This is a genomic window from Kribbella sp. CA-294648 (genome assembly GCF_050943845.1).
Lineage (GTDB): Bacteria > Actinomycetota > Actinomycetes > Propionibacteriales > Kribbellaceae > Kribbella.
Genome location: NZ_CP191981.1, coordinates 1878651 through 1891347, shown reverse-complemented (window position 1 = coordinate 1891347; position 12697 = coordinate 1878651). Strand labels below are relative to the sequence as shown.

Annotated in this window: 9 protein-coding genes and 2 pseudogenes; 6 read left to right on the top strand and 5 right to left on the bottom strand. The window is 62.7% G+C overall.

What is annotated here, in order from left to right; genetic code table 11:
• Positions 1 to 319 precede the first annotated feature (319 nt).
• The 3 genes and pseudogenes from ACQPYM_RS09185 to ACQPYM_RS09175 form a co-directional block, all read right to left on the bottom strand.
• Positions 320 to 1060: pseudogene (locus tag ACQPYM_RS09185) on the bottom strand (IS3 family transposase); the annotation flags it as partial.
• Positions 1061 to 1083: 23 nt separating this feature from the next.
• Positions 1084 to 1394: pseudogene (locus ACQPYM_RS09180) on the bottom strand (transposase); the annotation flags it as partial.
• Positions 1395 to 1923: 529 nt separating this feature from the next.
• Complete coding sequence (locus ACQPYM_RS09175; RefSeq protein WP_433017830.1) at positions 1924 to 2445, bottom strand: hypothetical protein; 522 nt, start codon at positions 2443 to 2445, stop codon at positions 1924 to 1926.
• Positions 2446 to 4062: 1617 nt separating this feature from the next.
• Between ACQPYM_RS09175 and ACQPYM_RS09170 the strand changes: the two genes are divergently transcribed.
• The 6 genes from ACQPYM_RS09170 to ACQPYM_RS09145 are packed head-to-tail and all read left to right on the top strand — an operon-like array spanning position 4063 to position 9867.
• On the top strand, positions 4063 to 4938 hold the full coding sequence (locus ACQPYM_RS09170; protein WP_433017827.1) for an SDR family oxidoreductase: 876 nt from the start codon (positions 4063 to 4065) through the stop codon (positions 4936 to 4938).
• Between the two features lies 1 nt (position 4939).
• Positions 4940 to 5872 carry an NAD(P)-dependent oxidoreductase gene (locus tag ACQPYM_RS09165; protein WP_433017824.1) on the top strand — a complete coding sequence of 311 codons (933 nt, stop codon included), beginning with the start codon at positions 4940 to 4942 and terminating at the stop codon, positions 5870 to 5872.
• A 12-nt stretch (positions 5873 to 5884) separates the two neighbouring features.
• Entirely contained in the window at positions 5885 to 6904 is a 1020-nt protein-coding gene (locus ACQPYM_RS09160; RefSeq protein WP_433017821.1) for a Rieske 2Fe-2S domain-containing protein, read from the top strand.
• Entirely contained in the window at positions 6901 to 8043 is a 1143-nt protein-coding gene (locus ACQPYM_RS09155) for an LLM class flavin-dependent oxidoreductase (protein ID WP_433017818.1), read from the top strand. The genes ACQPYM_RS09160 and ACQPYM_RS09155 overlap by 4 nt, the downstream gene beginning before the upstream one ends.
• A 1-nt stretch (position 8044) precedes the next feature.
• Positions 8045 to 8830: a VOC family protein gene (locus ACQPYM_RS09150; RefSeq protein ID WP_433017815.1), complete on the top strand. Its 786-nt coding sequence runs from the start codon at positions 8045 to 8047 to the stop codon at positions 8828 to 8830.
• A gap of 20 nt (positions 8831 to 8850) precedes the next feature.
• Positions 8851 to 9867, top strand: coding sequence for a methyltransferase (locus ACQPYM_RS09145; RefSeq protein ID WP_433017812.1), 1017 nt, complete (start codon positions 8851 to 8853; stop codon positions 9865 to 9867).
• 583 nt (positions 9868 to 10450) lie between these two features.
• Here ACQPYM_RS09145 and ACQPYM_RS09140 read toward each other — a convergent pair.
• Positions 10451 to 11131 (bottom strand): AMP-binding protein, encoded by a 681-nt coding sequence (locus ACQPYM_RS09140; protein ID WP_433023219.1) that lies wholly within the window; start codon positions 11129 to 11131, stop codon positions 10451 to 10453.
• Positions 11055 to 11273 (bottom strand): MbtH family NRPS accessory protein, encoded by a 219-nt coding sequence (locus ACQPYM_RS09135; protein WP_433017809.1) that lies wholly within the window; start codon positions 11271 to 11273, stop codon positions 11055 to 11057. The genes ACQPYM_RS09140 and ACQPYM_RS09135 overlap by 77 nt, the downstream gene beginning before the upstream one ends.
• Between the last annotated feature and the right edge of the window lie 1424 nt (positions 11274 to 12697).

The following is a 12697-nucleotide window of genomic DNA, read 5'->3' as shown; positions in this document are numbered from 1 at the left end:
ACGAGATTGTGCGCAATCCCTGGGCACCAACCCATACGCATGCCGCCTGCCGCCACGATGGTGGCGGGCGTGCATGCTATTGGCGCTGACCGCTGTCGCCCTACCCGTTAACGGCTGACAGACGCCAGGCGGGCCCTTGAAGCCCGCGCTGGCGCATGCTGATGTCGCGGTCAGTTCTGAAGCGCAGGGAGGCGGACAACTTTCTGCATAGACTTCATGAGCACATCAAGCCTGGAGAAAGCGATCCTGACACAATCGAAAATCGTCGCTAGCGCTTGGGTGCCAGCGGGTCTGCTGCACGAGTACGTGACAGCTTGGGTCACGCAACCTGACTGGCTGGTGTGGTCATGTTTTGCTTCGTACTCGATGGGGTCAATCGGCCGAGGGCGCTTTGGCGTCTGCGGCGGTGGTAGGTGGGCTCGATCCACCCGACGATTGCGACCCGGAGTTCGTCGCAGGTCGACCAGGTTCGTCGATCGAGAACGTTGTTCTGTAGCAGCGCGAGGAAGCTTTCCATGGCGGCGTAGTCCCCCGCCGCGCCGACCCGGCCGATCGAGCCAACCAGGCCGTGGCGACCGAGTGCGTGCACGAACTTCCTGGACCGAAACTGCGATCCGCGATCGGTGTGCAGGACGCGGCCGGCCACATCGGTGCGCCGTGCGATTGCACGGTTCAGCGCGGAGACAGCGAGCCGCGACTCATTCGCGCGTCGATGGAAGGGTCCACGATCCGGTTGGAGTAGACGTCCTTGACCGCGCAGAGGTAGAGCATGCCCTCGCCCGTGCGGTGCTCGGTGATGTCGGCCAGCCAGAGCTGGTTCGGCGTCGTCGCGGTGAAAATCGCGGCGGACCAGGTCGTCGTGGACCGGTGGACCGGGCTTCTTGCCTTTCTTGCCACGCGCCTTGCCGAACGCGCTCCACCGGCCCGTGGCCGAACAGATCCGCCACGCGGTCCGGTCCGCCATCAGCTCACCGGCATCGCAGGCCTCGTCGACCAGGAACCGGTAACCGAACTCCGGGTCATCGCGGTGAGCGTCGAACAACGAATTCGCGCGGTAGGCCTGCTTGAGCTCGGTGCCAAGATCCAGTCGAGGAACTCGTGGGTGCAGCCGTCCGAATCGGTCCGGATCAGCACCCGGCGTCCGGGCCTGGTCCCGGCCTGATGGGACGAGACTTGTTGAGGGCGTCGCGGACCACGCCGATGTGGTCGGCGGCGGTGTTCGATCCGGCGTTCCCGAGCCGCAACATGACCGCCAGATTCACCCCAACCCGTCGAGCCCGTGGTCGATGAACGCGCACAACGGGTGGAATCCGTAACCCGCTTGGAGGTTGGCGCCACACCCTGCTTGTCCGAATGCGCCCGACCAGCGTCGCGTCGAGGTCGACGATCAGCGGCACCAACCACCCGCCACCCGACTCCACCAACACGTCACCAACGTCATGCCCCGCAGCATCTAGCTGATCACACCGAGTCTGCCCCGATCGTCAATTGCACGCCAGGCTTCTGCGGCACCAGTTCGCTACTGCCGGCCAGGGCGCTGGTACATCCCAGGCTGCACTTACAACCGCGACATCCGAGTAGTCCTGTACCTGTGGCGCGGATCGCTCGCTGGACCGACCAATGAGCCACCCACCAACTGGACGCTCAGTTGCGTACGCCCCAGCGTCAACCCATCGGATTCTGGCCCAAACGCCGACTGAGGCTTCCCTAGGTCGCAGCGTAAGAAGTCCCCTTCGACATGTCTCGGCGTTGTCGTCCAAGACGGGGTGACGGCGCATCGATGAAGTTGGCGGCGTGAAATTGTCATGCTCGGCACGACAGGGGTGGCGGACCGTGGCCACTCGATCCTCCACCCATGAATGGCGGCGAGTACGCAATACCCGGCCGGAGGATTCTCCGGCCGGGCTTACCGGGAATTGTTGATCAGGCGGTCTGACCATAGAGAAGGCGGAACTTCACCTGCTGGTTCGCAGACCCGTTATCGGGCTGCAGTTGAACCTTGTTGAACTTCGTCACCACCAGGTTGGTGCCGGACAGGTAGAGGGGCTTCGGGCCCGGCTTGCTGTCCCCGCCGATGTACCAGCGGGTATTCGACAGGTTGCAGTTCTTCGTCTGGAGCTGGATGCCGGCCTTGGCGGAGGTGGCGCCGAGGCACTGGTTGTTCTGCTTGCTGCGGAGCTTGAACTCGGGGCGTCCGTTGACCTTGACGCCGGTGTACTCGACGCGCCACTTCTCGACGTTGGTGTTGTTGTTGAACCCGAACTGCACGGGCTGGTTGAGGCCCACGCCGACCTCGAGAACGTCCGGGTTACCGATCGACAGCTGGACCGGGGTCCGGAGGTTTGCGGCCGAAGCGGCAGGCCCCGTCGCGACGACGCCCGCGGTAGCTGCAGCAGCGGCCAGGGAGCCGATGACCAGAGCGCGAATCTTACGGGTGACCTGCATTATGAACTCGCTTTCAGGGTGAGTTGATCCATTGCCGCGGGCTTTCCTCGACACTGATCATTACGTGGCTATGCCTTGGACGGTTCGCGCAAATGCACCCGGCAACCCTCTGTTCAAGGCGCACTGGTGATGGCGACATTCTGGGTGGTGCCACGGCCAGGCGCAGGGACTCCGTTGCACCTTCCGAGGGCTTGGCTTGCAGATCCCGTGGCGACACGAGCCTTCGGCCGGACGCCGGCCAGACCTCCGCGGGAACGACGAAGTCCCCCGGTAGAAGCTATTCCCTTCGGGTCGTGCCGGGACTCGGAGGTCTCAGCCACAACTGGCTCCGAGCCAGGGCCAGCACTGTCGGCCGGAGCCAACTCGGAATAGCCTCGACCTCCCCCTTGCTTTCCTTCGCAGCAGAGGCCACCTAGACGGGCCGATCAATCGCTCGCGCTCGGGCCCTATCAACCGTCACCAACGTCATGCCCCGCAACATCAAGCACGCGGCCGTCTCCAATGCTCCCGCTGCACACCCGCCTGGTACGTCAGCGGAACGCCTGATCCCGCTGGAACAAAGACGCACTGTGCGCTCTCGGCTCACATCGTGGCAAGAAATTCGAGGCGGTCGAGACCTCGCCTCTGATGGTCAGCCCGGACAGCGGCCAGGTTCGCTGATCGGCCGCGAATACCTCGAGAACCAATCGGCACGACGACTCCGTGCTGAATAGCCCCGCCCCGGACCGCGGACCGCCGACGAGATCCGTCGGGAAGGCGCCCGCCGCGCCCTCGGGCTCTTGACCCCGGCAGTCCATCGCGCCGATCTTCGATCGCGATGACGATGAGCTCGTCACCCTCACCACCCAAGATCCTACTGCGATACACGCGGCGCGCTGGACCCACTCATTGTTGGCCCATGATTCGCTGCTGGAACGGGGTCCTGGAGGCATCGCTGTGCAGGCCGCTCAATAGCAGGTCGGCGGTGCTGATCATCGCGGCGCTCCCAAGGTCCGGGTCACGGTCATCTTCGTCATTTCGTTCCTCTCGTTGCTGTTCGCCGTTTGACGTGGCGGGAACCGAGACACCGCGTCGGGGCCGGAAGGTTGAGCATTGCGGTGTGCAGAATCTCTCGCCCAGGCTCGAGATCCGATCGTCTTGCTCGGTGCGTATGGGTGAGTGACCAGATCAGTGCTGCCGGGCAAGGGCTGACGTCAGTACGAGCCTGTGTGTCTCGCAGCCGATAGGAGAATCATGAACAACGTCGGTGACATTCTCGGCTTCGAATGGCCAGTTGACCCCGAGATCACTACACCGGCGTCGCCGCCGACCACAACGTTGATCGCGCATTGATCTCGTCGCTCAGGAATGTCTTCCCGGACAAGTCCCATCCACCGCGGTGCGGATTGACACCATGAGGCGTCAGCACACAACGGCGCAAAGCGTCGGCAGAACTGAGCGCATAACTTCGGGTTCTCATCCTTCCGAAGCAGGCCCGACACCACTCGGCGGGCTGCGCTTCAGGTGAGACTCGCGCGCCTATGGATTGACCGTGCAGCGTGTGGGCGTCGCTTCTTGAAGGCCGTGGACCGCCTTCAACCCGGGAAGATTGGTCTGATCGGACCAAGAAAGGTACTCATGACCAACAGGAAGAAGCTCGTAGTCATCACGGGTGTCGGTATGCGAAAGGCTGTGAGGGAGTTCCAGAACACTGACGCCGAGGACCACGTCGACTACCACGGTGAACTGTTCAAGTTGAACGCCGCGGCGGGGTCTGCGATCGAGCTGAGCAAAGCTGGCCATACTGTGTTCATGCTCGGCGTCAATGAGACATATTTGATGCATCTGCATAAGAGCTTGATCGAAGGACCGTCCCGGTACGCGGTGATAAACCTGCTGGATAGGAAGGCGACCGACAACCTGGCCGAAGTGCTGACGGAACTGGCCCAACAGCATACGGCGGACATTCACATCGTCCATTACGGCGGAGTGTCCGAGGTCAACATCGAACTCCCTAACAACACAGTGTTTCTCGATCCATGGATGACGCCACCGGAAGCTGTCCCGGACATCGTTGCCAGCAACACCACGACCCTGCTGAACCTGCTGCAGGCACTGCGGGGCACATTGCGCAGTCAGTTCCGCACGAAGGTCGTCATCATCACCGCGGTCGCCGCCAAGCGCACGGCACGGTTCCACGGCTTGGACGCCATCCAGAAGGCCGCGTGTCACGCGATGGCCCGCAGCCTCGCCCTGGACCTGACGCGGGAGAACATCTTCGTCACAGAGATCATGCCGGGCATGACCGATACCGGCTTCTACGACAGCGAGTCGACGTTCACGGCGATGTCTCAGGCTGGCCGCGAATACGGGTACGAGTGGACAGAGGAGACGTTCCCCCTGTTCTCGTCACGCAAGGTCGGCCAGGCGGTGCGATTCGCCCTGGACACTGAAGCGCACGTGCGGGAACTCTCCCTCATTCCCTACGGCCAGTTCCCCCATTTGGGGGCCTGAGATGAGGATCTCGTTCATCGGCGTCGGCAACATGGGCGCCTCTATGGCTGTTCACCTGGCCCGTGCCGGGCACCGTCTAACACTGTGCGATCCCGGTGCGGATCGCACCGACGACCGATTCGCCGGCCTAGACCTGGTCTGGGCAGATCGCGCCTCCGACGCAGCACGGACCGCCGAAGTCGTCTTCACCTCGTTGCCCAGTCAGGTGGAAGTCGAGGAGGTGGCGCTCGGTAAGGGCGGCCTGATCGAAGGTGTCCAGCCGGGTACCGTTTACGTTGATCTTTCGACCAGCGCACACGAGCTGATCCGCCGTATTGATGCCGAGTTCCGTGACCTGGGTGTCCGCGTGCTGGACGCCCCGGTCAGCGGAGGCCTCGTCGGCGCCGAGCACGGAACCCTCGGCCTGATGGTCGGCGGAGATCCGCAGACGATCGACGACGTACGCCCCTTGCTGGAGACCTTCGCAACCATCGTCGTCCACACGGGTCCGATCGGCTCCGGATGCATCGCCAAACTCCTCCACAACATGGTCGGCATCTGCACCCGTGCGCTGCTGTCCGAAGCCTTCACCCTGGGCGTCAAGGCCGGCCTCGGCCCCGAAGCGTTGCTGGAGGCCCTCAAAGCAGGTGCCGTCGGGCAGGGCCTACTCCTACGGCATCTCATCCCGGAGATCGTCTTCACCGGCGACTTCGACAACGCCCGCTTCGCCCTCAAACACTCCCGCAAAGACATCGGTCTGGCAACGGCCCTGGCCCGCGAGCACAACGTGCCGACCTTGATCGCGAGCCTGGTCGAGCAGGAGATGATCCAGGGAATGGTCCGCGGCTGGGCAGATAAGGACTCGGTATCGGCGTTCATGCTCCAGGAGGAGCGAGCCGGAGTACGGGTACGCACCACTTCCGCCCCCGACCGCCAATCCTTCCCAGAGCTGTGAAAGAGGACCCCCATGCTGGTGACTGCCCAGCCGGTACTTCGCCGATTCTGGTATCCAACACTGCGCATCGATGAGCTTCGGGCCGGGCCGCAGCCCTTTACTTTGCTAGGACAGGAGATCGTCGTCTGGATGGACCCAGACGACCACCCTGCCGCGGCCATCGACCGCTGCTGCCACCGCTTTGCGCGGCTGTCCCGCGGCGCGAGCATCAACGGCAACCTCCAGTGTCCGTATCACGGCTGGGAGTACAACCGTCAAGGACAATGCGTCGCCGTACCACAGTCCCCCGCACACACGATCCCGCGCAGCTACCGTATCGCTGCGTTCCATTGCAAGGAACGCTACGGCTATGCCTGGGTTTGCCTGGACGAGCCGCTCGACGACATTCCTGACATCCCGCAAGCCGAGGACTCCAGGTTCCGAGCCATGCATCTTGAACGAGATGTCTTCGGCTGCAGCAGCCTCGCGGGGATCGACAACTTCTTCGACAATTCCCATCACCACTTCGTCCACGGCTCCACCTTCGGAGACCCCGGCAATGCCGAGCCCATGGCCGTCGATGCTCTCGAGGAGACGGCGAACGGTCTGCTGTTCCGTTTCACGATCCGAAACTTCGGCAACGTTCTGCGCGACGCAGCCGCCGGCCAGAGCCGAGAACCCACACTGCTGACCCGGGAGCTGACCTGGTACATCCCCTTCACCGTACGGGTGCGCATCCGCTTTCCCTCAGGCACTGAATCGATCAGCCTGGTCTCCTACACCCCCATCTCCGACGCAGCCTGCCAATTCTCCTGCGTGCTGATGCGAAACGACGCCGAAGAGAACGTCGCCGCGGCCGCGGCTGTTGCTGAGATCACCGCCATCGCCCACGAGGACCGGCTGATCCTCGAGTCCGTCGACCCTGACGTACCTCTCGACCTGTCCGCCCAGCAACATATGCCCAGCGACCGGGCCGGCATGCTGATGCGACGCAAGCTGCTCCAACTCCTGACTGCTCACGGCGAACAAGAGGTTCGGCGGGTGGACCGATGAGGTTCGGCTGGTTCGCCTACTTCCAGGAACGCGACATGCCGACAGCGCAGATGTACGAGCAGTACCTTCAGGAGGTCGAGCTCGCCGACCGCCTGGGGTACGACGAGGTCTGGCTTGCCGAGCACCACTTCTCGAACTACGCCACGCTGCCCTCCCCCAATACTCTGCTTGCCGCCATCGCGGCGAGAACAGATCGCATTCGCCTCGGCAATATGGTCACTGTTCTGCCGCTCTACGATCCGCTTCGCCTCGCGGAGGAGATCGGCATGATCGACCAGATCTCTTGCGGCCGGTTGAACCTCGGCATCGGCAGCGGGGTCGCCCCGGACGAGTTCGCCAAGTACGGCATGTCGATGACGGAGGCCAAGCCACGCTTCGAGGAAGCCGTCCAGATTCTCCTGACTGCCTTCACCAGCGACGCGTTCGACTTCAGCGGTGAGTTCCACCGGTACACCGATGTGACTCTGGTCCCCAAACCGGTGCAGCAGCCTTACCCGCCGCTGTGCCAGGCCGTGTTCTCAGCCGAGTCGACCCGCTGGTGCGCCGAGCGCAACATCCCCATCGCCCGCATCTACGAGACCTTCGAGGATGCGAAGACGATGGCCACGCTCTACCACCGGTCAACACCCGGGCCCACCAGTCGGGTTGAACCCCCCGACCACGACGGCAGTACGCCGCTCGTTGATGCCTACCCCGGCCGGCCGAGCGTCAGATTCTTCCGTCCTGTCTACGTTGCGGACACCACTGCTAAGGCCATGGACGAAGCAGTGCCGGAACTCTTCCGCCACTTCATCCGCTTCGCCGACGCGCGTGAAGACCCTCCGCAAGAAGCATCGCCGGATCGCTGGCGTTACCTGGTCGGGAAGGCGCTCAAACGCCTTGGGCCGCTCGACTTCGAGCGGCTCGACGCTGAGGACATCGTCATCATCGGTGACCCGCGACGAGTCCGCGACAAGATCGAGCGACTCCGCGACGAGGCCAGCATGGACGACTTCGTCGGCATCTTCGCCTTCGGCAACCTCCATCACGATCGCGTCTGCCGCTCACTGGAACTCTTCGCCGAGCACGTGATCCCACCGCTGGCCGCAGGACGCGACGTTCGCAAGTCGACAGAGCTTGGCCACACCACGAGGAGTTGAAGTGGCATCCGGAGCACTGACAGTGGACCGGCTATGCGTCGTGGTGCACGACCTTGACGCCGCCGCGGCACATTTCGAGCACCTGGGCTTCACGCTGACGCCTGAGGGCCATCACATGGTCGGCTCCCGGAACAGATGCGTCATGCTACAAGACGGCCAATACCTGGAGCTTCTCGATCCTCGGACGTCTGAACCGAACCCGGTGAGCGACAGGTACCAGAGTTACCTGTCCCAGCATGGTGAAGGGCTCGCAGTGATGTCGCTGAGATGCCAGGATGCCGCCTCGCTCGCTGCGACATGGCAGGAAGCCGGGCTGTCCCCGTCGCCAGTGAGGCATTTCTCTCGGCGGGTAGATCTGGAGGGCGCGCTCGTCGAGGCGGAGTTCCAGCTTGTTCAGCTTCCCCCTGAGGTTCTGCCCGGGATGCCGCACCTGACAATACTGGCCTGTCATCAGATGACACCGGACCTGGTCTGGCTGCCGGGCACCACGGATCACCAGAACGGAACTCCCGGGATTTCAATGATCGAGCTTCTGAGCGAGGATCCCCGGCACGATGCGCAGGTCATCGCCCAACTGGCGTCAACGTACCCGTCACGCCGAACCACCGACGGCCGTGCGGTTCACGCAGTCCTGCTGGGCGGAGTACAGATCGGCTTTGTCGACGTTCGGGCGGAACCAATTGCTGGCTCCTCCCTCCTCACGAGAATCGTCATGCGCGGAACAGGGCCGGTGGTTCCACCCCTGCACGGAGTGTCGATCTCCTTCGAGACGGTCGTGGGCGACTGAGGATCGGACGGTGTGAAGAGATGAATGATCAAAGTGCACAGCATCCCACTGGCGGCCGGCCCGATGACAAGAAACTGTGGGACGTGGTCTTCGGAGCCTTCGGATACCCTGCGGTGCTGATAGCCCACAAACTGCGGATCTTCGCGATGTTGGCGGACGGTCCCGCGAGCCTGGCCGAGCTGTGCCGGGCCACGCAGCTTGAGCGCCGCCCGGCACAGGCGATCTTGAGCGTGGCCTGCTCGCTGGGCTTCCTGGAGAACAGAGCTGGCAACTACCACTTGACGCCGGTGGCGACGAGGTATCTGACCCCGGGTGGCCCCGACTACTTCGGCGCCTATTGGGACTTCATGATCGAGAACCACAAGCTCTTCACCTTCGAGACGCTGGAGAAGGCGGTTCTGGATGATGCACCCCAAGGCCACACCCCAGAATGGCGAATGAGGCAGCCTGACAGCTTCGTCGCCGCCATGCGCAGCATCGGCGCTTCGGCATCCACCTGGCCCGAACTGTTGGATCTCACTGAGAACCGCATGCTTCTCGACATCGGAGGTGGTCCAGCGACACACGCCATGGCAGCTGTCCGGAAATGGCCCAATCTGCGCGCAACCGTCTTCGACCTGGAATACGTCACTGCGATAGCGCAAGAAGATGTGGAGCGTCAAGGCCTCAGCGACAGGGTGCAGATGCGGGCCGGGGACATGTGGACGGACCCCTTCCCGGCCGCAGACCTTCATCTCTATTCGTACGTATTCCACACCCAACCGATTGAGAAATGCGGCTTCCTTGCCAGAAAGAGCTTCGCCTCCCTGCCACCCGGCGGCCGGGCCATCGTCCACCAGGTCTTCTACGACGCCGACAAGACCGGCCCCTTCGCCGCCGCGGCCTTCGCCGTCGAGATGCTCAGCTGGAACTCAGGCGAGCAGTACTCAACGTCTGAGATATCAAAGGTCCTCGCCGAAGCGGGGTTCGCAGACCTGCAACTGAAGGCAACATTCGGATACTGCAGCATGATCATTGGGACCAAACCGAACCGCTAGCCTTCGTGAGCCCACAGCCGCGTTCCGAGGCCTGCCGCGGATCTGCGCATCACTTCTGCAACGGATGGACGCCGCCGGTGGCGACAAGATCTGTCTTCAACAGCCAGAAGAGACGAGTGCAGCACTTCGTGTTCATCTCACCTGGCTGCCTACCAGTTCTCCAGCGCTTGCGACTTGGCGGTCGGCCGCTGTTCCAATCCCTCAGGAGTAATGATCGTGCTTGCTCAATCCCCGTGCATGGTGCAAGCCGACCACACCGGTCCTCGCTTCGGATACCGACACCGGCCAGGCCAGCGACGGCGGCACGATCTGGGCCCCTAGCTGCCCCCCAGTCTGGTACCAAAGTTGACCTCGATGCGGCCATGGTCGACATCACCAATGCCAAGCCCGGCACCGGACGCCGCGGAATCGACCTGGCCCGGGCAACCCGCACGGGACGCCGAGGCCCGAACATCTCCGCAGCACTCAACCCAACCCGCCTCACGAGCGGGAACGCGGAGTCTTGGCCCTGGTTGGTCGTCATCGCCTACCAGAGCTCTTGATGCGCTCGGCGAGAGCCGGTACTCCGAGACCTTGCTGTTGGTCACGATGACCGCGGCGCTGCTGCCTTCCGGTGCCGTCGGTGAAACGTTCGAGCGGTACCCGAAATGCCACCGGTACGCCCAGAGACCGGGCCGCACAGGGTACGGATCTGCGCGAGGACGATGCCGTGGCTGACCGCCGCGGAATCCACTGGATCAGCAGGGATCGTGGTCCGCACTGCGTGGGCGCAAGCAGACGACCCGACATCAATGCGGTCCGGAACGTGCCTATTTTGGCCGTGGACACCGTGCCTTCCGCCGCGCCGGCCCCAGCACGGATCGGTCGTGCTGACCTCGACGTGGCTGTCGCGTTTGGTTCCCACAAAGTGGATGCCGGGCGGCTGACGTGGCACTGCGGCGCCGAGTGCGGGCCGGCCCGCAGAGGTAGCGATGATGCACGCCGGGTCCGCATCGGAGAGAAAGAACTGCAGCCTGTCGGCAGGGCTTGACACATCGAGCGGCAGGAAGGTCGCAGCGGCCTTGGCAACAGGCAACTCCGCGACGATCAGTAGATCGCTCCGTGCAAGTAGAACCGCGACCACGTGTTCACGACCGACACCAAGGTCCGACAGCAAGCCGGAGAGCCGATTGGCGTGGTTGTCTACCTCACGGTACGAGAGGCGGGTATCGCCGAATTCGAGCGCGACTGCATCGGGGAAGAGGTTGACCTGGCGCTCGAAGATGTCCGCGAGCGTTGAAGACTGCTCGCTGGACGAGGCGGTTCGGTGAGCGGCGGAGAAACTGAGCCGACCACAACGAGTATCGCCCGAGATCGTTGGCGAGCACGAGGTAGTCGCCGTCCTCCTTCTCGAACGGATTGGCCATGAGGTCGTCCTCGCTAAGTCGAAGTTTGCCGAGCCCGTAACAGCGATCCGCCCGGGTCCTTGGGTGTGTCAGCGGAGTTCGCCCAGATGATGCCATTGGAGGTTGAAGACCGATTGCAGAGCTGGATGTCGGATTCCGGGGTGATCACATCAACCGCATCGCGAGACCGGCTTCTGCGTCGGACAGAAGGTGCGCAGACCTGGCACACCGCGTGTCTGAGGAGCCCTTGTTCCAGCTACCGGCAGTCTCGTGACGTGGTTTGGCGGCGAGTGAGACTTGCTTTCCCGGTGCGCCGTACCAAGTGGCGCGGGATCGGGCTGGCCGGAATCAGCGCCTCGATCGGCGGATCGAGGCTGAGGGGATGGTTCGACGCTACGAGGGGAAACCCAGCGGTCCATGTGGGGTGGCGTCCACTGAGCGAGAAAAGAGTGGCAGGACGACGCAGGGGTGATGTCGTCCGGCCACCTACCGCCATCAGGGATTCGGGGTATTTCCCGAGGCGGCAGATCTGAGGGCACTACCAGTTGAAATCAAGTCTTATGACGCAGTTGTAGGCGATACGATGCCGTGAGCAAATTAGGACACGTTGGATGACGTCCAAGAGCGTCTGCATAGCAGGCCCGATAGCAGCCATGCCACAAGGCCAAACGTGCCGATTCGCCGCTTTGAAGAGCGTCGACTGGACATGTACCGACCGTTGCATATCGGCTCTAACTACGCGGATAAATCCTCGAGCGTAGACCACCCCGCCGGCGGCCCCAGCCTGCTGAGCGTAGCTATCTGTTGCCGGCACCAAGGTGTAAGGACGGCATGCTGCGACAGCACAGCCGCTACGAGATCGGACCAGTTTGCCCAACGATAGTCCTTAACAACCGTGGAATCTAACCGTGGATACCCGTCAGATCTGGCATAAAGGACACAATACGCCGACGGCCAATTGTTGTCACCCACCTGATACTGACAAGCCAGTCGCGGCAAGATCACATCGATGGACCTTGCCGCCAAGCCGATGGTCGCCTCCATTCTTTCTGTAATACTGGCAAGCGAGCCATCCTCTGCACGGCCAGTATAACTGTTGGTCCACATCGCGCGACCCAACGTCGAGCACGTGGACTTGGTCAGCAGGACCCGTCCTGCCGAGTCGAATACATATACTGCAAAATCTGGCGCGGGGCGCTCAGTGTACATGTGAATCGCTGTCACTGCGTAACCTCTCCGGACCAAAATATTGTCAGCATATTCGCCACCCAATATAGATCGCGGTCCTTGTCGAGATCTTGATTTCAGCGCGGAAGCAGTCGAGCTTTTCCACTTGCTCGGGCCATTGCGATGAGGTCAGATCGGGCCGTTTAGGACGCCACTAGTAGCTCGAAGGCCACTTCGCTACATATGACAGTACGCACCTACGATCGCCATCGGTTCAC